Source organism: Acinetobacter sp. CAU_H_29a_1, assembly GCF_058599505.1.
Genome location: NZ_CM178655.1, coordinates 3,298,678 through 3,320,832, shown reverse-complemented (window position 1 = coordinate 3,320,832; position 22,155 = coordinate 3,298,678). Strand labels below are relative to the sequence as shown.

The 22,155-nt window shown below is 44.0% G+C and carries 20 protein-coding genes and 2 pseudogenes; 14 read left to right on the top strand and 8 right to left on the bottom strand.

Annotated features, from left to right (window positions below):
* Positions 1-41: 41 nt before the first annotated feature.
* The 7 genes from glnK to AC4MDD_RS16620 all read left to right on the top strand — a co-directional run bounded on the left by glnK (position 42) and on the right by AC4MDD_RS16620 (position 6,234).
* Positions 42-380: a P-II family nitrogen regulator gene (gene glnK / locus AC4MDD_RS16650; RefSeq protein ID WP_004281042.1), complete on the top strand. Its 339-nt coding sequence runs from the start codon at positions 42-44 to the stop codon at positions 378-380.
* A gap of 59 nt (positions 381-439) precedes the next feature.
* Positions 440-1,834, top strand: a complete 1,395-nt coding sequence (locus AC4MDD_RS16645) for an ammonium transporter (RefSeq protein ID WP_058868720.1) — start codon at positions 440-442, stop codon at positions 1,832-1,834.
* A gap of 151 nt (positions 1,835-1,985) precedes the next feature.
* Positions 1,986-2,444, top strand: a complete 459-nt coding sequence (gene nrdR, locus AC4MDD_RS16640; RefSeq protein ID WP_004692852.1) for a transcriptional regulator NrdR — start codon at positions 1,986-1,988, stop codon at positions 2,442-2,444.
* A 14-nt stretch (positions 2,445-2,458) separates the two neighbouring features.
* Positions 2,459-3,562, top strand: a complete 1,104-nt coding sequence (gene ribD / locus AC4MDD_RS16635) for a bifunctional diaminohydroxyphosphoribosylaminopyrimidine deaminase/5-amino-6-(5-phosphoribosylamino)uracil reductase RibD (RefSeq protein ID WP_491882045.1) — start codon at positions 2,459-2,461, stop codon at positions 3,560-3,562.
* Entirely contained in the window at positions 3,559-4,857 is a 1,299-nt protein-coding gene (locus AC4MDD_RS16630) for a DNA adenine methylase (protein WP_004692850.1), read from the top strand. Before ribD ends, AC4MDD_RS16630 begins: the two co-directional genes overlap by 4 nt.
* A gap of 23 nt (positions 4,858-4,880) precedes the next feature.
* On the top strand, positions 4,881-5,540 hold the full coding sequence (locus tag AC4MDD_RS16625; protein ID WP_176536997.1) for a riboflavin synthase: 660 nt from the start codon (positions 4,881-4,883) through the stop codon (positions 5,538-5,540).
* A gap of 145 nt (positions 5,541-5,685) precedes the next feature.
* The gene (locus AC4MDD_RS16620) at positions 5,686-6,234 is read left to right on the top strand and encodes a VTT domain-containing protein (RefSeq protein ID WP_004692848.1); all 549 of its coding nucleotides are present in this window, start codon (positions 5,686-5,688) and stop codon (positions 6,232-6,234) included.
* An 82-nt stretch (positions 6,235-6,316) separates the two neighbouring features.
* Here the strand turns inward: AC4MDD_RS16620 and blhA are convergent, their stop codons facing one another.
* From blhA to AC4MDD_RS16605, 3 genes are read right to left on the bottom strand one after another with little or no spacing between them, the layout of a single operon-like run.
* The gene (blhA, locus tag AC4MDD_RS16615) at positions 6,317-6,952 is read right to left on the bottom strand and encodes a cell division protein BlhA (RefSeq protein WP_491882044.1); all 636 of its coding nucleotides are present in this window, start codon (positions 6,950-6,952) and stop codon (positions 6,317-6,319) included.
* A 31-nt stretch (positions 6,953-6,983) separates the two neighbouring features.
* Complete coding sequence (locus AC4MDD_RS16610) at positions 6,984-7,391, bottom strand: DNA polymerase III subunit chi (RefSeq protein WP_004692846.1); 408 nt, start codon at positions 7,389-7,391, stop codon at positions 6,984-6,986.
* Positions 7,384-8,832, bottom strand: coding sequence for a leucyl aminopeptidase (locus tag AC4MDD_RS16605; protein WP_491882043.1), 1,449 nt, complete (start codon positions 8,830-8,832; stop codon positions 7,384-7,386). Before AC4MDD_RS16605 ends, AC4MDD_RS16610 begins: the two co-directional genes overlap by 8 nt.
* 158 nt (positions 8,833-8,990) lie before the next feature.
* Here AC4MDD_RS16605 and lptF point away from each other — a divergent pair, with 158 nt between their 5' ends.
* From lptF to AC4MDD_RS16585, 4 genes are all read left to right on the top strand, one after another.
* Positions 8,991-10,091 (top strand): LPS export ABC transporter permease LptF, encoded by a 1,101-nt coding sequence (gene lptF / locus AC4MDD_RS16600; RefSeq protein ID WP_279733548.1) that lies wholly within the window; start codon positions 8,991-8,993, stop codon positions 10,089-10,091.
* Between the two features lie 2 nt (positions 10,092-10,093).
* A complete protein-coding gene (lptG, locus tag AC4MDD_RS16595; RefSeq protein ID WP_491882042.1) occupies positions 10,094-11,164 on the top strand; it encodes an LPS export ABC transporter permease LptG in 1,071 nt (356 codons plus the stop codon).
* A 122-nt stretch (positions 11,165-11,286) separates the two neighbouring features.
* Positions 11,287-12,834 (top strand): 2,3-bisphosphoglycerate-independent phosphoglycerate mutase, encoded by a 1,548-nt coding sequence (gene gpmI / locus AC4MDD_RS16590; protein WP_491882041.1) that lies wholly within the window; start codon positions 11,287-11,289, stop codon positions 12,832-12,834.
* Between the two features lie 18 nt (positions 12,835-12,852).
* Positions 12,853-14,028 (top strand): S41 family peptidase, encoded by a 1,176-nt coding sequence (locus AC4MDD_RS16585; protein WP_419282461.1) that lies wholly within the window; start codon positions 12,853-12,855, stop codon positions 14,026-14,028.
* A 4-nt stretch (positions 14,029-14,032) separates the two neighbouring features.
* On the opposite strand, the pseudogene AC4MDD_RS16580 reads toward AC4MDD_RS16585, so the two are convergent.
* Positions 14,033-14,422, bottom strand: a pseudogene (locus AC4MDD_RS16580) (helix-turn-helix domain-containing protein); the annotation flags it as partial.
* Positions 14,423-14,503: 81 nt separating this feature from the next.
* On the opposite strand from AC4MDD_RS16580, the gene AC4MDD_RS16575 reads away from it, so the two are divergent.
* Positions 14,504-15,118, top strand: a complete 615-nt coding sequence (locus AC4MDD_RS16575) for an IS607 family transposase (RefSeq protein ID WP_005402019.1) — start codon at positions 14,504-14,506, stop codon at positions 15,116-15,118.
* Complete coding sequence (locus tag AC4MDD_RS16570) at positions 15,115-16,269, top strand: RNA-guided endonuclease InsQ/TnpB family protein (RefSeq protein WP_005402020.1); 1,155 nt, start codon at positions 15,115-15,117, stop codon at positions 16,267-16,269. Before AC4MDD_RS16575 ends, AC4MDD_RS16570 begins: the two co-directional genes overlap by 4 nt.
* A gap of 141 nt (positions 16,270-16,410) precedes the next feature.
* Here AC4MDD_RS16570 and AC4MDD_RS16565 read toward each other — a convergent pair.
* The 3 genes and pseudogenes from AC4MDD_RS16565 to gacA all read right to left on the bottom strand — a co-directional run.
* Positions 16,411-17,355, bottom strand: a pseudogene (locus tag AC4MDD_RS16565) (sigma-54-dependent transcriptional regulator); the annotation flags it as partial.
* A 72-nt stretch (positions 17,356-17,427) separates the two neighbouring features.
* Positions 17,428-18,996 carry a sensor histidine kinase gene (locus AC4MDD_RS16560; protein WP_078389590.1) on the bottom strand — a complete coding sequence of 523 codons (1,569 nt, stop codon included), beginning with the start codon at positions 18,994-18,996 and terminating at the stop codon, positions 17,428-17,430.
* Between the two features lie 21 nt (positions 18,997-19,017).
* Positions 19,018-19,653, bottom strand: a complete 636-nt coding sequence (gene gacA, locus AC4MDD_RS16555) for a response regulator transcription factor GacA (RefSeq protein ID WP_004692836.1) — start codon at positions 19,651-19,653, stop codon at positions 19,018-19,020.
* A gap of 215 nt (positions 19,654-19,868) precedes the next feature.
* On the opposite strand from gacA, the gene AC4MDD_RS16550 reads away from it, so the two are divergent.
* Positions 19,869-20,924: a serine hydrolase family protein gene (locus tag AC4MDD_RS16550; RefSeq protein ID WP_010325698.1), complete on the top strand. Its 1,056-nt coding sequence runs from the start codon at positions 19,869-19,871 to the stop codon at positions 20,922-20,924.
* Between the two features lie 86 nt (positions 20,925-21,010).
* Here AC4MDD_RS16550 and thrC read toward each other — a convergent pair whose 3' ends face one another.
* Positions 21,011-22,150, bottom strand: coding sequence for a threonine synthase (thrC, locus tag AC4MDD_RS16545; RefSeq protein ID WP_004692833.1), 1,140 nt, complete (start codon positions 22,148-22,150; stop codon positions 21,011-21,013).
* Positions 22,151-22,155 lie beyond the last annotated feature (5 nt).

Below are 22,155 nucleotides of genomic sequence, written 5' to 3'. Positions count from 1 at the left end.
CATAAAACCTTACTGGTGAAATAAGCCGAAGGAAAACAAACATGAAGCTCGTAACTGCAATTGTAAAACCGTTTAAATTGGATGATGTGCGTGAAGCACTGTCTGAAATTGGTGTTCAAGGGATCACGGTAACTGAAGTCAAAGGCTTTGGTCGTCAAAAAGGTCATACTGAACTTTATCGTGGCGCTGAATATGTTGTTGATTTCTTACCAAAAGTAAAAATCGAAATCGCGATCAGTGATGAAATGGTCGACGCGGTGATTGAGTCAATCACACGTGTGGCTAGTACCGGAAAAATTGGCGACGGTAAAATTTTCGTCACAAATTTAGAGCAAGTCATCCGTATCCGTACAGGTGAAACAGGTGCCGATGCCGTTTAATTTGGCATGAAGTTTGCTGAGTAACACATAACTCGCACAAATTAGGTTGGGGGATACGAATGAAAAAGATGCTATTCGCGCTGAGCTTATCTGGCGCACTTTTAGGTGGTTCTGTTGCTTGGGCTGAAGAAGCAGCAACAGCGCCAACGCCATCAGAACAAGTCACAGTGGTTGAAACAACGGATGTGGCTGCTCCAGCGGTTGAAGCCGTTGCTGCTCCAGTAGAAGCACCCGCACCTGCAGAAGAAGAACCAACATTAGATACAGGTGATACGGCGTGGATTTTAGTCTCCACAGCACTGGTTTTATTAATGACCATTCCAGGTTTAGCGTTATTCTACGGCGGTATGGTTCGTAAGAAAAACGTCTTAAGTACTATGGCACATAGCTTTGTTGCTGCAGCAGTGGTAAGTATTGCATGGGTCATCATTGGTTATACATTGGCCTTTGGTGAGGGCAATGCCTTTATTGGTGGCTTAGATAAGTTCATGCTGACTGGGATTACCACAGATGCACTCACAGGGACGATTCCTGAAGTTCTATTCGTTATTTTCCAAATGACCTTTGCCATCATTACCGTTGCCATTATTAGTGGTTCAATTGCAGAACGGATGAAATTCGGCGCATTTATCGCTTTCATCTCGATTTGGGTAGTCGTGGTCTATGCACCAATTACTCACTGGGTATGGGGCGGTGGTTGGTTAGCAAATGATGGCGCACTCGACTTTGCCGGCGGTACCGTTGTACACATCAACTCAGGTGTGGCAGGTTTGGTTGCTGCATATATGCTTGGTAAACGTATGGGCTTAGGTCGTGAATCAATGGCTCCACACAACTTGGCATTAACCGTTGTGGGTGCAAGCCTACTGTGGGTAGGCTGGTTTGGTTTCAACGGGGGTTCTGCATTGGGCGCAAACGGCTCAGCAGGTTATGCATTGCTTGTGACTCAAGTAGCAGCAGCAGCAGCGGCAATCTCTTGGTTAATTACTGAAAAAGTTGCACGTGGTAAAGGTTCAGTACTCGGTGCTGCATCTGGTGCGGTTGCTGGTCTTGTAGTGATTACACCAGCAGCAGGGTTTGTGACTGTCGGCGGTGCACTGGCGATGGGTTTAATCGGTGGTGTGGTATGCTTCTGGGGTATCAGTGCATTGAAACGTGCTTTAAAAGCCGATGACTCTTTAGATGCGTTTGGTTTACATGGTGTCGGTGGTATTGTCGGTGCAATCTTAACAGCATTCTTTGCCAGCGATTTCATCATGGGCGACAAAGCACCAAGTGATGTAATGCATCAACTTTGGGTTCAAGTTGAAGGGGTATTGGCAACGATTGCATACTCAGCAGTATTAACCTTCATCATCTTGAAAGTGATTGATCTGGTGATTGGAATTCGCGTTGAATCTGATGATGAACGTATGGGCCTAGACTTGAGCCAACATGGTGAACGTGTGGACTAATCAATAGAATAATAAATAAACAGTATAATCAATATATTGTGTGAAACAGCCCGAAAGGGCTGTTTTTTTTCTATATCTAGCGTAAAACTCTACAAAACACCGAATTTTTGCTACACTCTAAAACCATTCAAATTTGTTCAATTTAACCACTATGCATTGTCCATTTTGCAACGCTGAAGACAGTAAAGTGATCGACTCACGTTTGGCCGCTGAAGGTTGTCAAATTCGTCGTCGTCGTGAATGTATTAGTTGTGGTGAACGATTCACAACCTTTGAAAGTTATGAAGTGGTCATGCCTCGTGTGATCAAGTCGGATGGAAAAAGTGAACCTTTTGATGAAGCGAAATTGCGTCGTTCCTTGATGCATGCTTTACAAAAACGTCCCGTGACGCAAGAGCAAATTGAAACCGTCTTGAGCGATATTCAGCTGCAAATCCGCCGTTTAGGTGAGCGTGATGTGAAATCACGCACCATTGGTGAAATTGTTATGCAATCTTTATTTTCATTGGATCATGTTGCGTATGTGCGTTTTGCATCGGTCTATCAAGACTTTCAAGATGTCGATGCCTTTCGTCACCAAATTGAACAAATGCAACAACGTGAACATTAAGCGAGTTGGCATCCATGTCTGAATTACAGTCTAGTGCTTTACACGCTGACCAAGCTTGGATGAAACAAGCGATTGTTTTAGCACTGCAAGGTCAATACAGCACCAAGCCAAATCCAAATGTAGGCTGTGTCATTGTGAAAGATGGGCTGTTGCTGGGGACGGGTTATCACCCTAAAGCGGGTCAGCCACATGCAGAAGTTTTTGCGATGCGTGAAGCGGGCGAACAGACCCAAGGCGCAACGGCTTATGTCACTTTAGAACCTTGTGCGCATTATGGGCGTACACCGCCGTGTGCCAAAGGTTTGGTCGAGGCAGGTGTGGCGCGGGTTGTGATTGCCTGTCCAGATCCTAACCCCTTGGTGGCTGGTAAAGGGGTACAAATTTTAAAAGAAGCAGGCATAGAGGTCGATGTCGGCATTTGCCAAACCGAAGCGCATCAGTTGAATGCGGGCTTTTTAAAAGCCATGGCTACTGGCATGCCTTATGTGCGTTTAAAAGTTGCCTCTAGTTTAGATGGTCGAACAGCGATGGCTTCGGGTGAGTCGAAATGGATTACAGGCCCAGCAGCACGGTTGGATGTCCAGCATTTTCGTGCCATTTCTGGTGTCGTGATCACGGGGATTGAAACCGTATTGGCCGATGATCCTCAGCTCAATGTCAGACAGCTTCCGAGTGTTGCGGATCTGACAACGGTTGTACAACCGAAACGTCTGGTGTTGGACCGTCAAGGCCGCTTGCCGCTGACGGCTCAAATTTTACAACAGCCTGATACCGTGATGGTGATGGGGCCTTATCGCCAAGCATTGGCCGATTTAAGTGTGCTACAGTTTGCTGTACAGCCTTTAGATCAGTTATTAAAGCAGTTGGTTCAATCGCATCAGATTTACGATGTCATGGTTGAAGCAGGTGCAACGTTATCGACAGCTTTTTTACAAGAGAAGTTGGTCGATGAAATGATTAGTTATGTAGCACCGACCTTATTGGGTCAGTCTGCACGTGCAATGTTCAATGCTGAGTTTTCTCAGATGGCAGAGCAACTCCGCTTTAAGCTTATGGATGTCACACAATTGGGTGACGATGTGCGCTTAACGCTTATCCCTTCTCAAGAGTCATTATGAGTTCAGAGTCTACGGTTTATCATAAACGTCGTCACGCGGCACGTACCACCGATGAATATCTATTTCATCAACTTGTTCCTTATTTGGGGAATAAGCGCCGTCTGTTACATCTGATTTTAGAGGCACTCGAGAGTACAGGGACTTTAAACCGTGCAGATGGTCGTGCGCCTATTTTTGCTGACTTCTTTGCAGGTTCGGGCGTGGTCTCGCGTTTGGCGCGTCAAAATGGTTATCGGGTGATTGCCAATGACTGGGAACCGTATAGCCATGCCTTGAACCATGCCATTTTGGCCTGTACCGAAGCGCCTGCATTTAAAGAGTTAGGTGGTTATCAAAAAGCCATTGATTATTTAAACCGCTTGCCTGAAGTTAAGGGCTGGGTAACGCATAATCTGTGTCCGCGAAATGATGAGATTTATGATCCAAGCCGAGATCGTTTGTTCTTCAAACGTCGCAACGGCATGCGTATCGATGCGATTCGTCAGCAAATTGCCACATGGCAGGCACAAGGGGCAATCGATGATGTGGAGATGTCTGCTTTACTGGCACCGCTGCTGTATTCTGCAAGTTTTGTCAGCAATACTTCCGGCGTCTTTAAAAGTTTCCACCACGGTTGGGGCGGTAAAACCCAAACAGCGCTAGAGCGGATTGAATCCTTGTTGTGGTTAACTCCAAGTCGTTTTAGTGAAGTGGGTGATAATAAGCAAAAGAATCCGATGGCTGAAATGTGGTGTGTCGATGCACAGCATTTGGCCAACCAAATGAGCAGTTTTGAGGTCGATGTAGCTTATCTAGATCCACCCTATAACCAGCATGCCTACAGCAGTAACTATCATGTTTTAAATGCTTTAACACTATGGGATCAGGTAGATTTACCAACACCAGACACCAAAGGTTTTAAAAGCGGAATTGACCGTGCGTGGCGCAAAGAGCGTCCGAGTCCTTATAACTCGTCAAAGTATGCCAAAGAGGCATATGAAAAATTACTTTCTACCATCAATGCACGTTACATTCTGACTAGTTATTCAACCGATGGTAATATTGAAGCAGGAGACTTGCTCAAAGCCAATTTGGAGCGAGGTCGCGTGACTTTATTAACGCAGGATGTACCGCGTTATCGCGTGAGTAAACAGCGTCAGTCTGAGCGTGCGCGTGTGTTAGAGTTTATTGTGATCACGGATACCCATGCCAAGTCAGGTCCACCAATTCGTCAGCTACTGGGGCAGTTGTACCATTATGCCGAATTGGGTGGGGTCGATACATCTGGGGTCACGACACAGTTGGCGCTGTGGTAAAAATATAGAGGTAGAAATCAGAAATGTTTACAGGGATCATCGAAAGTCTGGGCACGGTTGAAAGCGTACAAAATGTCGGTGGCGATGTGCGGTTACGCATTGGTACGGATCTTGATATGTCAGATGTACATTTGGGTGACTCGATTGCCACCAATGGCATTTGCCTCACAGTGATTGACTGGGGTGAGCACTGGTATGCTGCCGATGTCTCACGTGAAAGTTTGAACCGAACCACACTGACCCACTGGAAAGTTGGACAACGTGTAAATGTGGAAAAGGCGATGTTGCCCACCACACGTTTTGGTGGACACATTGTGTCAGGTCATGTCGATGCTGTGGGTGAAATCACCGTTGTGCGTGAAGATGCACGTTCGCTTTATTTTGAAGTGACTGCGCCAGCTGAGATTGCACGTTACTTGGCAGAAAAAGGCTCGATTACGGTCGATGGGATCAGTTTGACCATTAATCATTTGCGTGGGCGTATTTTAAGCCTCAATTTAATTCCGCATACGGCTGAACGAACCAACATTGGAACGTGGAAGGCAGGCAGTCAAGTGAACCTTGAAGTGGATGTGTTAGCACGCTACATTGAACGTCTGATGATGGGTGACAAAGCTGCGGAAACTCCCCCACAATCTAAAATTAGTTTAGACTTTTTGGCACAAAATGGTTTCTTGAAATAGAAAAATCGTTTAGATTGCAGCAAGAATAGACAAAAGATGAGCTCCCTATTTGCCCAAAATGAGGGAGTTTTTCTTTTGAAATGAATAGGTAAGCAATTGAGTATGATGAAAGATAGTACGCAGTTCATTGCACGGATAGGTGACAATGATTGATTTTTTTCTCCATCTAGAACAATTATTGCCCGTACTGCTTGCAGAATACGGCCTTTGGATTTATGCGATTCTTTTTCTGATTATTTTTGCAGAAACGGGCTTCGTTTTTATGTTCTTTTTGCCGGGTGACAGTTTACTGATTGCCATTGGTGCCTTATGTTCCAGCTCGGATTTAATTCATATCCATACCATGGGTATTTTGATGATGATTGCTGCGGTATTGGGTTATATCGTCAATTATTATACTGGTCAGAAGCTGGGCTTTAAATTTGCCCATCAGCATTCGCGTTGGCTGAAACCCGAATATATGATGAAGACCAATCAATATTTCTTAAAGCATGGTGGTAAAACCATTTTAGTGGCACGTTTTATTCCTTTTGTGCGTTCTTTCGCGCCTTTTGCTGCGGGCGCAGGGCATATGAGCTTGGCGACTTTTATGTGGTATAACGTGACCGGTGGCCTGATTTGGATTGGTAGTTTGTTGGCGATTGGTTATGGTGTGGGCAATACCTTATCGTTTATGGTTGATGTGTTGGTTTGAGATCACAGACCACATCAGCCGAGCAAAACAAGGGTGCATAAAAAAACTCACCGAAGTGAGTTTAAGTGGAAGCCAAGGCCAGTTAGGCAGAGTTGGATACCACTTCATCAGAAAAGTCTGAATTTTTCAAAATATAGTCAATTTCTTCTTGAGCCGCGGCTTGCAGCTTACTGCGGTAGCTGGCGACGGACTCTTCAATTAAGGTTTCCGCTTCAAGCTCTAAACGTAAACGGACACTTTCTAACTCAGACAAAATTTGTGAGTCATCAATACCAAATTTACCTTTGGCATAGTCCAGAGCTTGTTCAGGCGTTTTCTCATAGCGTGCGGTGTAACTCGAAATTTCCTGATCGACACTTTGACGCATCACATTTAAAGCTTGGGTTTGCTCATTGAACTGACGGATTTCATCTTTTTTGAGGCTCTCCGCATAAGCTTCCTGTGCTGCGCGTTTGTTTGCCAGAGATTTTTCCAACGCTTGTTGTTTACGAATTCGCGCTTCTTCAATCAGCTGTGCTTTCAGATCGGCATACGCTTGTTCAATTCGTTGGGTCGAGACAGCTTGAGCACGTTGGTCTTGTTCAATCCAACTGTGCAAACCTGTTTCAGGTTTGAGTACATCGCAGACGCGACTCAGGTCATCAATAAAGGCCTGACGAACAGCATCAGGTACATTTAACCAGCGCTGTTTAAAATCTGGACCAACATTCAATGCCACTACGCATCTCCTTATTTAGACGGGGAATCATTTAAAGCTTGAAGGTTCGAGCTTCAACTCCGAGTCGTCTATATTGTTTAAATTTTTCACGACCTTGTTGTTTGGCCGATTCGTTATTTTCAATAATTTCTATAATGTGGCTAAATTTTTCGAACTGTTCAAGAGCTTGATCGTTAAAATTGAACACAATCCAGTCGGATTGCTCAGGCAGTTGGGCTGAGATACAAATGCGCGCATCGATTTGATCAATGCCATGCGGAATAAAGCTCGTGTCATCAAAACTCCACAAACGTTCATCCAATTGCTGTTGTAGTTCAGGGTCGCTTGCATACAGCCAGATTCGCTCTGGCTGACGCAAGATTTTTCGACACAAACGACAAGCACTTTCGACTTGTCGTTCAGGACTTTGCTCAAACAGATAAAAGCTAATATTAGCCATTAGACTGCGCACGATGAGCTAGGAATTGCATCAATAAGGGTACTGGGCGACCGGTTGCCCCTTTATTGGCACCCGAGTTCCATGCTGTACCTGCGATGTCCAAATGCGCCCAGCGGTAATCACGGGTGAAGCGTTGCAAGAAGCAAGCCGCAGTCACAGCACCAGCTTTAGGCCCGCCAATGTTGGCAATATCGGCAAATGGAGAGTCTAACTGTTCTTGATAGTCATCAATCACAGGCATGCGCCAGACGCGGTCAAAGCTATTTTGACCTGCTTCAGATAGTTCGGCCGCCAGTTTGTCATCTGGGGTAAACATACCCGTTAAGACTGAACCGAGTGCCACGACACAGGCGCCCGTTAAGGTTGCAATATCAATGACCAGTTCAGGGTTAAAGCGCTTCACATAGGTCAATGTATCGCACAGCACCAAACGACCTTCTGCATCGGTATTTAAAATTTCAACGGTTTGGCCACTCATGGTGCTCACAATGTCACCCGGACGCGTAGCCTTACCTGATGGCATATTCTCAGCTGCAGCAATCGTACCTACGACATGAATGGCTAAACGTGATTCACACAGAGCACGGAGTGTCCCTAGAACCGATGCTGCACCACACATGTCATATTTCATTTCATCCATACCAGCACCCGGCTTCAATGAAATGCCACCTGTATCAAAGGTGATTCCTTTACCGACCAAGACCACTGGGGCTTCAGTACGTTCAGCTTGATACTCAAGGGTAATAATACGGCCTGGGCGGTCTGAACCTTTGCTCACCGCAAGGAAGGAATGCATGCCCAGATCAGCCATTTGCTGCTCATCAAGGACATTAACACGGAGTAGGTCCGGATATTGGGCTGCCAGTTCTAAGGCTTGCTCTGCCAAATATTCAGGGAAGCAGATATTGCCCGGACGGTTGCCTAAGTCACGAGCAAAGCTTTGACCAGATTGCACGGCTTCAATCAATTTAAGTTGCGCAGCATTCAGCGGTGACTGGGCGGCAATGAGGCTGATCTGTTCAAGCACGTTGTCTGCTTTTTTCGATTTGAATTCATCAAAAGCATATGCCGCTTGCGTCAAACTGAGGGCAAATAAATAATGGAGTTCAGCTGGAAGGGCTGAAAGGTCAAGGCTGATGTGTTTGAATTTTTTTTGTGAAGCTTTGATAATGGTTTGAGCAATTTTCACCAGCTTTGCTGCTTGTAATTCAGTTGCTTTACCGACACCGACCAAGGCTGCATTGGGGCTTGTTGGAATTTGACCAATCAGGCTCAAGGTTTCATTGAACGCAGCTTTAAACTGAGTCGCTTCAATTAAGTTGTTTAAATCATTAATTTGATAAGCATTTGCAAGGTGTTGCGTGTTTTCAGAATCTACTAATATCAACAAAAATTGGCTAGACGTATTCTCTGTGAATGACGTATTAATAGAGAGTTTCATAAGTTTTATTTAAGCCTTATAAAGTTTGAAAATGATTAAACCACTGAAACATTAACATGAATAGAGTTGCAAAGTGCAACAAGAGTACAGGTTTTATATTTTCACTATTCGGGTAAACTAGCGCTAGTTTTTATTCACCTATTTTTGGAAGAATTAATTTGATTATTCGGCGTTATCTGGTCAAACAAGTGGTGTCGACATCCTTGGTTGTAATCGCCTTATTGACCTTGATCATGATGGGCGGTCGTTTGATCAAGTATTTTGGTGTAGCCGCGCAGGGTCGCTTAGATGCAGGTATTTTATTTAGTATTATTGGCTATCGTTTGCCTGAATTTTTAACGCTGATTCTTCCTCTAGGCTTTTTTATTGGGCTGATGCTGGTTTTTGGTCGTTTATATGTCGATCATGAAATGGCAGTACTCAATGGCAGTGGCGTCAGTCGTAACCAATTGGGGCGACTGCTGATCCCTATGACCGTGGTGTTTCTTGCTGTTCAAGCCGTGCTGATGCTTTGGATGGCGCCGTGGGGTGTTCGTCAGTTTGAGCAACTCACCACCAGTCAGGCGGTGCGTACAGGTTTTGATTTGGTTCGACCCAAAGAGTTTATTTCATCGGGGCCTTATACCATTTATGCGGGTGACTTATCCGAAGACCGTAAAAACCTCAAAGACATCTTCTTCTATCAACGTGCTGAAGCAGAAGGTAAGCCTGATGTCATGATTTTGGCCAAAGAAGCCACGCGGGTTGAAATTGAAAATGATCCCGCCAATGTGGTGGATTTGGTGCAAGGTCGCCGTTATGAAATTTATCCGGGACAGCCGCGTTATAGCCAAGCCGAGTTTCAGTCTTATCGCCTACGTTTAGAAAATGATAAAGAAGCAAAGTTTGAAAGTGCCGATGTTGAAGCATTATCCACCATTAAACTTTGGGATAATCGTCATGATCCTGTCGTGGCGAGTGAGTTGGGCTGGCGTATTTTTGTACCGTTTGCCATTGTAGTGGCGTTGCTTCTCGCTGTGGCTTTATCTGAAGTGAGCCCACGTCAAGGACGTTACTTAAAGCTGTTTCCTGCATTGCTTATTTTTGCCAGTCTAATCGTAGCGCTGATGGCCATTAAAACCCGAGTCAGTAAAGAAGAAATGGGGATTTGGGCTTATCCAATGATCTTGGTGATCTATGCGATAGCAGCGGCTTTGTTTTCGCGTAAACAAAAGCTGGCCCCGAAAATTAAGAAAACATTACAACGAGCGGGGTCTTAATCATGTTCGCACGTCGTATAGTCGCAAAACATGTGACCAAAACCACCGCGATGGCGATGCTGGGTGCTACCGCTATTTTATCGGTCTTGCAAATTCTGTTTACCTATTTGGGTGAGCTAGGCTCCCTTAAAGAAGGTTATGGCGCTTGGGATGCCTTACGTTATGTACTGTGGGGGGCGCCGCAATATCTCTATGAGATTCTACCGATTGCCGCGTTAATTGGCTCCGTACTGGGACTGGGCACTTTGGCTTCAAACAGTGAGCTGATTGTGATGCGCTCGGTAGGGGTGAGTCTTTGGCGAATCGTCGGTTGGGTGATTCGTTCGGCTTTAATTTTGGTGGTGCTGTCATTTGCTTTAAGTGAATGGGTGATTCCATACACCAATGAGCAAGCCAAAGGTGTGAAAAGCCATCGAACTGCGGCTGAACTTGGTGAAGTACGTGGTTATTGGACACGAGAAGGGCAGCGTTTTATTTATGTCGATTATGCCAATTCTCAAGGTCAGCTGAAAAATGTGCAAGTGGTCGACTTTGACAATAATGCTCGTTTAAAAGGCGTTCTAAATGCTGAGCAAGGTCAGTTTGTGCAAGATGGTCGTTGGATTTTAGAAAATACCGCACAAGTTGATTTCCTGCCGACAGGCAATGCTACGGCACAAAAGGCCGCTGAAACGCCTTTGACACTGGCACTGCAGCCGAAATATGTGCACATGGTGACGATTGACCCTGAAGACCTTTCACCGAGTCAATTGGTCAGTTTTATGAGCTATATGCATGAATACAGCCAAGTGCCTAAAACTTATCAGTTGGCTTTTTGGCAGAAAGTGGCGTCTCCATTTGCCTTGATTGCTTTGGTGTTGATTGCCTGTTCCTTTATTTTTGGCCCACTGCGCCAACAATCGATGGGCTTTCGTTTGGTGATTGCACTGTTTACAGGCTTAGGTTTCTTTTACCTACAAGATTTCTTGGGTTATGCAAGTTTGGTTTATTCGCCTTCACCCGCATGGTTTGTATTTGTGCCGATTTTACTGATGTTTGGCGTAGGTGGTTATTTATTACAACGTGCGCGATAACTGCACGATATTGAAGAAAACAATGTGCATGATGGTGTTTAACCATCATGCCTGCATAGAGTCTTGACCGAAAATTCGGTAAGATATAGCGATTAATTTGTAGACAAAAAAGAGTGTTTATTATGGCGGATGCAACTGCTGGCAAAATCCCTCACGTACTGGTCATTATGGATGGTGTGGGTCATCGTGAAGCGGTCGAAGACAATGCATTTTTAGCAGCGAATCGACCGAATTTAACAGCTATTCAAACAAAGCATCCGCATAGCTTAATTTCAGGTTCTGGTGAAGACGTAGGTCTGCCAGATGGTCAAATGGGCAACTCTGAAGTGGGTCACATGAACTTGGGCGCAGGTCGCGTGCTCTATCAAGACTTTACCCGAATCACGAAAGACATCCGTACGGGTGCTTTTTTTGAGCATGAAGTGTTAATCGATGCGGTTGAAAAAGCCAAAGCTGCAAACGGTGCCTTACACATCATGGGCTTGTTGTCTCAAGGTGGTGTGCATTCACATGAAGATCATATTGTTGCCATGGCTGAACTTGCGTTAAAACGCGGTGCAACCGTGTACCTCCATGCCTTCTTAGATGGTCGCGATACCCCACCACGCAGTGCTCAGCCATCTTTAGAAAAATTAAATGCGTTGTTTGCTCAATATCCAAATCAAGGTCGTATTGTGAGTCTGATTGGTCGTTATTTTGCGATGGATCGAGATAACCGTTGGGACCGTGTGGAACAAGCCTATCGTTTACTCACTGAGTCTGAAGCAACACGTACTGCAGCTACAGCAGTTGAAGGTTTAGCCTTGGCGTATGCAGCAGATGAATCTGATGAGTTTGTCAAAGCAACACGCATTGGCGATGCCGTAAAAGTTCAAGATGGTGACAGCATTGTCTTTATGAATTTCCGTGCGGATCGTGCGCGTGAAATTACCAAAGCGTTTGTTGAAAAAGATTTTGCAGGCTTTGAGCGTAAAGTTGTACCAAACTTATCTAAGTTTGTGATGTTGACACGCTACCAAGCCAGTATTGATACACCTGTGGCATATATGCCTGAAGCATTAAAAAACTCGATAGGTGAATATCTTTCAGACCTTGGTAAAACTCAATTGCGTATTGCTGAAACTGAGAAATATGCACATGTGACATTCTTCTTCAGTGGTGGTCGTGAAGATGAATATCCAGGTGAAAAACGTATTTTGATTCCATCACCGAATGTGGCTACTTATGACCTCAAGCCAGAAATGAGCGCCTATGAAGTGACCGATGAATTGGTGGCTGCGATTAACTCTGGTGAGTTTGATCTATTGGTGGTGAACTATGCCAACGGCGATATGGTGGGTCATACGGGCGTGTTTAATGCTGCAGTGAAAGCAGTGGAAGCTGTTGATTTATGCTTAGGCCGTGTCTATGAGGCGGTGATGGCACAAAAAGGCCATATGTTAATTACGGCTGACCATGGTAATGTTGAACAAATGCAGGATTATCACAGTGGTCAGGTGCATACTCAGCATACGACAGAATTGGTGCCTTTTATCTATGTCGGCCCAACCCAAGCAACCATTGCGGAGGGTGGTGTATTGGCCGATGTCGCACCAACCTTGTTAAGCTTGATGCATCTTCCTGTTCCAGCAGACATGCAAGGTCGTAACTTAATTACATTAGACGTATAAATCAATTTGGGTGGGTAAATGGCAAAAGCATCGTGGACTTCAATAGGTGTAGTGATTGCTTTAGGTCTGAGTCTGATCCACCCGATGGGGGCTGTTGCAAAAACAGCGGCAGCACCCGCTTTTGATGATGAATTGGAACAAGGTTATGTCGAAGTTCCAATTGAATCCATTCAACAATTTGTGCAAATCTATGGTTTAGTCAAAGACAATTATGTGGCTGAACGCAGTGATGAGGCATTGTTCCAACAAGCCATTAAAGGCTTGGTTAGTGGTTTAGACCGCTATTCGCGCTATTTATCTCCTCAAGAATATAAGCAACTGGTGCAATATACCGAAGGCGATTTGGCTTCAGTCGATTTCGGTTTAAGCTTTGATACTCGTTTACAGCAATGGCAAATTCGTGGATTAAAGCCTGACTCAGATTCCAGCAAACTGGGCTTAAGAAATGCTGATGCCGTTTTTAAAATAGATGATCAAGAATTACGTAAGCTCAATCAGTCACAGGTCAATGATTTACTCAGTGGGGCGATTGGTAGTACCGTCAGCTTGCAGTTGAAAGCCAACTCAACCCCGATCAATTTAGTCCGAACCAAAAAAGTTGAAACCGATATTCAGGCGCAATTATTGAATAACCAAGTTTTGGTGCTCAAGGTGCGGGTGTTTCAACAGGATACGGCCAATGAAATTCAGCAACTGATTGAAGAACATCAGTCTTCGCGTTTAAAAGCGGTCTTGATTGACCTCAGAAATAATCCCGGGGGGCTGTTGTCTGCCGCAGTTGAATCTGCTGATTTATTCTTAAATCAAGGGGTGATTGTTTCAACCCAAAGCCGTTCTGAAGGGGATCAACAGTTCCAAGCTTTACCCAGCCTAGAGTTTCAAAACTTAAAAGTGGGGATTCTGATTAATGACCGCTCTGCATCGGCCGCGGAGGTGTTTACCGCTGCGCTGAAGGAGCATGGACGGGCGTGGGTGATTGGTGAAAAAAGTTATGGTAAGGGTGTGGTACAGAAACTATTTCCGTTATCGAATGGTGCCGCGCTGCAAATGACCGTATCGCATTATTACACTCCAAGTGGTCGGATGATTGAAGGGGTGGGAATTGCACCGAATCAGGTATACCCAATGCCACATGAACTCAAAGACGAAAGCTATGTTGAACATGTGGCAGAGATTCTAATTAACCGTCGTTAAGTCTCTAAACGGGATCATCTTCGCCATCTAGCCCGAATTTCTTCAAGCGATAACGTAAAGAGCGGAAAGACATACCGAGCTTTTTAGCCGCCAGTGTTCGGTTCCAGTGGGTGAGATTGAGCGCATTCATCAAAATTTCTTTTTCAATTTTTTCTAAATACAGCTCTAAACCCTCTTCGGGCAATTTACGCGAAGGCACATGACTGAGTTGATCATTGCCAACAGCACCTTGTTGCGTGGCATTGGCGTAGTTGGTTTGAGCAATCGGTCGCAGTGGGGTTGTTTGCAAGTGTGGTAAGTCGATACTGCTTTCATCACTTAAAGTGATGGCACGTTCCATCATATTGCGTAGTTCACGCACATTGCCTGGATAATATTGGGCTAATAAAAACTCACGTGCACGTTCACTCAGTGGTTTGACTGGGTTTGTAACTGCTAATTGAAATCTACTTATTTCTATACTATTATATACAACATGAGTAAATATGTAAGCATTAGCGTTGCAGCTAAAACATTAGGTGTTTCCATTCAAACATTAAGGCGTTGGGATGAAGAAGGCACTTTGGTTGCAGATCGAACCCCTAAAAATCATAGACGATATGATCTGAGTAAGATCACGCCTGAGCAAATACACAAGCCCGATAGTCAACTTCAAAGGAAAACCATTGCATACGCAAGGGTATCGAGTCATGACCAAAAAGAAGATTTAATTCGACAGCAACAAGTTCTTGAAATGTACTGTGCAAATCAAGGTTGGACGTTTGAATTAATCTCCGATCTTGGTTCGGGTATGAACTATAGAAAAAAAGGCTTAAATAAGCTGCTAGAAGCAATCATGAATGATGAAATCGGACGTTTGGTTTTAACGCATAAAGATCGCTTATTGCGGTTTGGTGCTGAGTTGGTTTTTGCCTTATGTGAAGCTAAAAGCGTGGAGATCGTCATTCTTAATAAGGGTGAAAATTTGTCTTTTGAGGAAGAACTTGCTCAAGATGTTTTGGAAATCATTACAGTGTTTTCGGCAAGATTATATGGTAGTCGTAGTAAGAAAAACCAAAAGTTAATACAGGCAGTCAAAGACGCACTATGAGCCGATTCATACGAGGGCATGTAATCCAATTACTGCCAAATAATAAGCAAGCAAGTCATTTCGCTCAAGCGAGTGGTGTTGCTCGTTTGTCGTATAATTGGGCTTTAAAAGAATGGCAACGTCAATATAAAGCAGATAAGGAATATAGAGATCAGTGTGACTATTATGGCGTTCAGGTGGATAAAAAACTTCTAAATAAACCATCCGAAGCTAAAATAAGAAAGCACTTAAACTCGTTCAAGCGTGAGAAATACCCTTTCATGCTTAAAGTGACCAAATGTGCGCCACAACTTGCGATTAAGCAATTGGGTAGTTCATTTGATCGTTTTTTTAATGGTCAATCCAAATATCCAAAGCCTAGAAAAAAAGGCGTAGATGATCGCTTCTCATTATCAAATGACCAATTCAGCATTAAAGATAGAAAAATTAGTATCCCAAACTTGGGTTGGGTAAAAATGACTGAGGATTTGCGTTATCAAGGAAAAATATTATCAGCGAAAATATTTAAACAGGGTGGTAAGTGGTTTGCTTCGATTGCTGTTGAATTAAATCAGCCTGAGAAACTTCACCCCAAAACAGGTTTATCTGTTGGTATTGATTTAGGTGTTTCCAGTCTTGCCACTTTATCTAATGGCGAGGTTGTTCCATCAAGTGCGCCACTAAAGAAACAGCTTGCCAAGTTAAGACGACTTGCTAAGTCTTTTAGCCGTAAAAAGAAAGGTAGTCAAAACAGAGAAAAAGCGAAAACCAAGCTCTCTCGTTTGCACTACAAAATATCATGCTTGAGAAAAAACAATCTTCATCAAGTCACATCTGATTTAGTTAAGCGATTCGATCTGATTGCGATTGAGGATTTAAATGTGAAAGGTATGGTACAAAACCGTAAGCTCTCAAGAGCCATATCGGATATGGGCTTTTATGAGTTCAAGCGACAGTTGATTTACAAGGCTAAACAGCATGGCAAATCAATACTTTCTGTTGGACGATTCTTTCCAAGCAGCAAGATGTGTTCGAATTGTGGTGAATTAAACCAAAACCTGACACTTGCAATGCGTGAGTGGCGATGTTCATGTAACACCCTGCATCACAGGGATATTAATGCTGCCATCAATATTCTAAAACATGCAGATAAAGAATTGGTGGCTACATAAGCCACCAATGGCGGTGAGTTACACCGTGACAGCCTATGGAATTGAGGTAATCCCAAGCGCAATAGCAATTGGTTCTTGATGATGAAGTAGGAATTAAACATTAAACCCACGTAAGTAGGTTTAAGTAGGTTTTAAATAACGGATGTCCCATTCTTGGCAGATTTTTTGAATGAAATGTTGAGCCAAAAGAATAATGTCATTGCCACGCTCACGTAGAGCAGGCAGCACAATGTCCATGACATGGATGCGGAAGTACAAATCCTGACGGAACTTGCCTTGTTGCACCAGTGCTTCTAAGTCTTGATGGCTGGCACTAATCACACGGAAATCGACATCAATTTCGGTGTCACTCCCAATTGGGCGAATGCGTTTTTCTTGTACCGCGCGCAGCAGTTTCACCTGCATAGTGAGCGGTAACTCAGCAATTTCATCTAAAAATAAACTGCCGCCATGCGCAGACAGAATCAGCCCTTGTTTGTCTTGAGTCGCCCCTGTAAAGCTACCCTTACGGTGTCCAAACAATTCACTTTCCATCAGTTCAGTCGGTATGGCACCGCAGTTGATGGCAATAAATGGTCCTTCATTGCGATTGCTCAGGCGATGTACCAGATTAGCCACCACTTCTTTGCCCGTACCTGATTCACCCGTAATAAAGACAGGGGCTTGCGAGCGTGCCATTTTCTTTAAGGTGATGCGTAGTTGCTGAATTGGAAGGGACTGACCAATCAGCAGACGATGTTCAAGCGTATCTTCTTGGATATGCAGCTGACTGATCGGCTGATTAAAAGCTTTTTGTAAAAGTTGCTCTAAATGTTTTTGGTTGATCGGTTTGCTGACAAAATCAAAAGCACCAGCTTTAAGTGCTGCAATCGCAATATCCATATTGCCGTAAGCCGTCAGCACAGCAACGGGTAAATTAGGATAATTTTGAGCAATAAAATCGACCAAGCTCAGGCCATTACCATCGGGTAAATTCAGATCGGTTAGACAGGCATCATATTGATGCGTTTTCAGGGCTTGAACCGCCTCTTGTAAGCGATAGGCAATATGTGTATCAATCCCCATCCGACTTAAAGACATTTGCATCAGTGTACATAAGTCTTGTTCGTCATCCACCAATAAAACAAGTGGTTTTTTTTCCACGTTTAACCCCAAAAATTACACGTCATTGTTTATACGGGGGCATTCAATCCGAAAGCATGCCCCTATTTTTTGTTCTACATAGTATAGCTTAGCTTGGTTGGCTTCGCAGAAACTATGGGATAAATATAATCCTAACCCAGTTCCATTGATTGAGGTACTAAAAAACGGTTGAAACAGGGTGCTTTGATCCTGAGTGGCGACCCCTTCACCAAAATCGCAGACATCAATGTGGACGAGGTTTTTATAGCTATAGACTCGAATGTGAATGTGCTCGGCTTCAGCTGCATTATGCCGAATGGCATTTCGAATCAGGTTGATCAGCACTTGCCTCAGTTGTTGTTCATCAAACTGAATCTGAGCTTGATCGGAAATGCGGTAATCAATTTGATCTTTGACATCGGGCAAATCTTCAACGATAAAACGTTCTAAAAAAGAGGCGACATCAATCAAGGTCGGATAGGTTTCTTTACTGCGTGCCATGTTCAGTGTATCGCCAATAATTTTATCAATCCGTGAGGCTTGTTTGGCAATCATGTTATGCAACAGTTCTTGTTGTGGGTCGTTAAGTTGCATTAATTCATTGGCTTGCGTGATGGCTGCCAGTGGATTGCGGATTTCATGTGCAATGCTGGCAGAAAGTTGACCCAGTGCAGCCAGTTTGAGTTGTTGTACACGTTGATTAATTTTTTGTGCATCTTGCAGGACGAATAAGGTGAGTGTCTGATTCGGTACTTGTAGTTTTTGAATTTCGATCTGAATTTGAAAGCGACTCAGCTGGGATGTAAATTGGAATTTTTCTCCATTCTTCAGTTGGTCGAATTTGAGGAGTTCAAATAAATCAGGCTGTGCTTTGTACAAAGGATATTTATCGTGAGCATAAATCGGGGAGATACCCAATAATGCACATGCGGCAGGATTACTCAGCACCATGTGGCAGTTTTCATCGAGAACCAAATAGCCGAGCTCGGTTTGCTCTAAAATATAACGGTTAATGTTTTGCAGTTGATCCAGTTCTTGGGACTGATAGAAGTTTAAATTTTCAAGGACTTGAAAACGTCGTACTGCAATTTGTCCAGACCCATAAACCACAAAGAACAAAAAGGCGAGCACGGCACTGTTGCCAATGGTATTCAGTGAACTAATTGAAAATAGCGTTCCAATAAAGTGTTGATAAACCAGTGTAATCACAGCAATCAACGTAATGATGAGTGCTTTTTGTTTATCGACCAATACAGAAGAGGCAAAGATCGTGATCACAAACAATAAACTTAACTGTAAGTTCGGACCATCGGTGGCGAAAGTAAGTAAGCTGAGGCTAATGACATCGACGATAAATAACAAGGTGAGCTGAAGTGGTATGCGCTTGCGCACATGCTTGAGGCTCAATAGCTGAAAGGCACTGATAAAAATAAAGCCAATCAGGACAGAACGATACAATACTGGATATTGATAATTGGAAAACAGTTGCTCATAAGTCAGCAGATAAACCAACAATAAACAGCAACCAATAAACAGTCGATAAGACGCATACCAAACACCTAGACGGTATTGATTTAACTGAATATTGGTTGAGTATTGCAGCATGTGGGTGTTAGTCAGCTTGCATCAGGGTTTAATTAAACCATAACGAATAGCAAGGTGAGTCAGCTTCACATCACTGTCAATGTTGAGCTTTTCAAAAATTCGGTAACGGTAAGTATTGACCGTTTTTACGCTGACAAAAAGCTTGTCAGAAATTTCCTGTGCACTAATACAATTCACGACCATCATCGCCACCTGCATTTCACGTTCAGACAGAGCATCAAAAGGTGAGGTTTGTGTATCCGATAGATAAGAACTGGCCAGTTGTTCAGCAATATCAGCGCTGAAATATTTGCCGCCTTGCATCACTTTATTGATGGCACGTACCATTTCGGTCACGGGCGCACCTTTGGTAATGTAGCCTTTGGCGCCAGCTTTGAGTAACAGGGAAGGATACGGTTCTTCAGCTAGGCCACTGACTGCCAGTACTTTGGTTTCGGGTGCGGTTTGCAGTAAGCGGCGTGTGGTTTCAACGCCACCAATCCCTGGCATGTTGACATCTAACAGAACCACATTCGGGTGATGTTGACGGACGAGATTAATTGCTTCTTCACCAGATTCAGCTTGGCCAATGACTTGAACATCGGCATGGTCCTCGAGCATTCGACAAATCCCTGTACGTACTAACTCATGGTCATCTACCACTAAAACTGTGATCACCTAGCTCTTCCTCACTATAAAAACCATATTTTTTGTTACATAAAGCAAAATAAGCTTGCAATGAAACGACAAAATTAGCAATCCTATTCTTAGGCTTATTTGAAAAGATATGCACGCTGTCGACGGCAATGCTGTTCGCATTGTGTACAAATGTAAGGCATATTGGCGTGAATACGCAAATGTATCTTATGGGTTATGAAGTTGAGTGAAGAAAAGTGAAAAAATCAAATAAATTTTTAATGCATCTATTGGGATGGTCGATTGCAACGACGGTCAGTACCCATAGCTTTGCAGACTTGGTGATGAATCCGGGCTCGGGCCCTAGCCAAGCAAGCATGAGCTGGTCTGCAGCAGATGCAGAACAGTTTCTGAATGATGATCTCATGGAAGATCCTGAAGAGTACGCTCCTAAGGGTTCAACAAAAGTCACTACCAGTATTCGCAGTTCCAATGGTGTGGTAACAAACAACAGTACCTCGAAAACAGTACAAATTTTCGATACCTCGAAATATTCCAACCAACCCAGTGTCAATGCTCGTGCAGCACTGGTGATGGATGGCAATACAGGTGAAGTGCTGTACAGTAAAAACAGTAATACCGCGCTGCCGATTGCCTCGATTACTAAGCTGATGACGGCGGTGGTGATTTCAGATGCGCGTTTAAATATGTCTGAAAACATTACTTTACAGCAAGCGGACTTTTCGTGTTCGGGTTGTAAAAGTTCAAGCTCGTCCCTGCGTGCAGGGGACAGTATGAACCGTGCAGAGGCATTGTTATTTGCATTAATGAAGTCAGAAAACCCAGCAGCATCGGCGCTTGCACGGACGTATCCGGGTGGTCGCTCAGCCTTTGTTTCGGCGATGAATGCCAAAGCCAAATCTTTGGGTATGAATTCAACCCATTATATGGAGTCGACTGGTCTGCATCCAGGCAATGTCGCTTCAGCACGTGACTTGGGTATTTTGGTCAATGCCGCATCACAGTATGGTCTGATTCGTCAGTTCTCAACCACAGCCAGCTATGACTTTAACTTGGGCTATCGTGTATTAAAATCAAACAATACCAATGCCTTGGTTCGTAATGGTGGTTGGAATATTAATATTTCAAAAACAGGTTTCATTAATGAAGCCGGTCGTTGTGTGGTAATGCATACCACTTTAAATAACCGTCCAGCAGTGGTGGTGTTATTGGGTGCGGACTCATCTGCAGCACGTACCAATGATGCAACGCGCCTAATGAACTGGGCAAGCCAATTACCAAAACGTATTTAACCCGACTTTGTTTTTGTTCACTCAACAACGAAAATTGAGTCATAAAAAAGCCCTGCATATGCAGGGCTTTTTTTGTCTTCTCTCAATTACATGTTTGAAAGAATTGAATCGCGAACTTGTTCTAAAGTGGCATCGATTGATAGCATGACCGCATCAGAACACTGTTTGATCGCAGTATCTGGGTCTTTCAGACCATTACCTGTCACGGTACAGACAATCACAGAACCTTCCGCAATTTTACCTGCTTTGATGTCACGGATTGCACCGCCAATTGATGCTGCAGAAGCAGGTTCTACAAAGACACCTTCATACATTGAAAGCAAACGCTGTGCTTCTAAGATTTCAGCATCAGTCAGTTCATCGAACCAACCTTGAGAATCACGAACCACCGCTTTAGCATGGTTCCAGCTTTGAGGATTACCAATACGGATTGCCGTTGCAACTGTTTCAGGGTTCTCAACGGGTGCACCACGTAAGAATGGCGCAGCACCTGCTGCTTGGTAACCAACCATAGTTGGTAAGCCTTCAGGTTTAGGACCCGTGAATTGATCTGTTTCAGCGTCGTAAATCACTTGCTCAAATTGATCTGCAGGTTGATTGGCAACTGCTTCGGTATAACCCATCCAGTGTGCAGTAATGTTTCCTGCGTTACCTACTGGTAGGCAGTGGTAATCTGGTGCACGACCTAACTCATCGACGATTTCATAAGCAATGGTTTTTTGACCTTGCAAACGGTATGGGTTGATTGAGTTTACGATGGTCACTGGGGCTTTGTCGGCAATTTCTTTAACCAGACGCATGCCGTCATCAAAGTTACCGCGGATTTGCATGGTGATGGCACCATACATCATTGCTTGCGCCATTTTACCCATGGCAATTTTGCCTTCTGGGATTAACACAAACGCTTTGATGCCTGCACGTGCTGCATAAGCCGCAGCCGCAGCTGAGGTATTACCTGTAGAGGCACAGATAATCGCTTTTGAGCCTTCTTCAACGGCTTTAGTAACCGCCATGGTCATACCACGGTCTTTAAATGAACCAGTCGGGTTTAAGCCCTCGTACTTCACATAAATTTCAACATTTTTGCCAATTAAACGTGGAATGTTCTCGAGTTTAATCAGTGGCGTATTACCTTCACCTAAAGAAATAGCGCGAGTAGTTGCAGACACTGGTAAACGGTCGCGATAACGGTCAACTAAACCAGTATAACGATTGGCATTCGACATGATGA

What these genes read in the sequence shown, in the direction of transcription:
- glnK (WP_004281042.1), top strand. Translation starts at nt 42, where the DNA reads ATGAAGCTCGTAACTGCAATTGTAAAACCGTTTAAATTGGATGATGTG.
- AC4MDD_RS16645 (WP_058868720.1), top strand. Translation starts at nt 440, where the DNA reads ATGAAAAAGATGCTATTCGCGCTGAGCTTATCTGGCGCACTTTTAGGT.
- thrC (WP_004692833.1), bottom strand. Translation starts at nt 22,150, where the DNA reads ATGTCGAATGCCAATCGTTATACTGGTTTAGTTGACCGTTATCGCGAC.
- AC4MDD_RS16630 (WP_004692850.1), top strand. Translation starts at nt 3,559, where the DNA reads ATGAGTTCAGAGTCTACGGTTTATCATAAACGTCGTCACGCGGCACGT.
- AC4MDD_RS16585 (WP_419282461.1), top strand. Translation starts at nt 12,853, where the DNA reads ATGGCAAAAGCATCGTGGACTTCAATAGGTGTAGTGATTGCTTTAGGT.
- AC4MDD_RS16575 (WP_005402019.1), top strand. Translation starts at nt 14,504, where the DNA reads ATGAGTAAATATGTAAGCATTAGCGTTGCAGCTAAAACATTAGGTGTT.
- AC4MDD_RS16560 (WP_078389590.1), bottom strand. Translation starts at nt 18,996, where the DNA reads ATGCTGCAATACTCAACCAATATTCAGTTAAATCAATACCGTCTAGGT.
- AC4MDD_RS16570 (WP_005402020.1), top strand. Translation starts at nt 15,115, where the DNA reads ATGAGCCGATTCATACGAGGGCATGTAATCCAATTACTGCCAAATAAT.
- AC4MDD_RS16620 (WP_004692848.1), top strand. Translation starts at nt 5,686, where the DNA reads ATGATTGATTTTTTTCTCCATCTAGAACAATTATTGCCCGTACTGCTT.
- nrdR (WP_004692852.1), top strand. Translation starts at nt 1,986, where the DNA reads ATGCATTGTCCATTTTGCAACGCTGAAGACAGTAAAGTGATCGACTCA.
- AC4MDD_RS16610 (WP_004692846.1), bottom strand. Translation starts at nt 7,391, where the DNA reads ATGGCTAATATTAGCTTTTATCTGTTTGAGCAAAGTCCTGAACGACAA.
- lptG (WP_491882042.1), top strand. Translation starts at nt 10,094, where the DNA reads ATGTTCGCACGTCGTATAGTCGCAAAACATGTGACCAAAACCACCGCG.
- ribD (WP_491882045.1), top strand. Translation starts at nt 2,459, where the DNA reads ATGTCTGAATTACAGTCTAGTGCTTTACACGCTGACCAAGCTTGGATG.
- AC4MDD_RS16605 (WP_491882043.1), bottom strand. Translation starts at nt 8,832, where the DNA reads ATGAAACTCTCTATTAATACGTCATTCACAGAGAATACGTCTAGCCAA.
- gpmI (WP_491882041.1), top strand. Translation starts at nt 11,287, where the DNA reads ATGGCGGATGCAACTGCTGGCAAAATCCCTCACGTACTGGTCATTATG.
- AC4MDD_RS16625 (WP_176536997.1), top strand. Translation starts at nt 4,881, where the DNA reads ATGTTTACAGGGATCATCGAAAGTCTGGGCACGGTTGAAAGCGTACAA.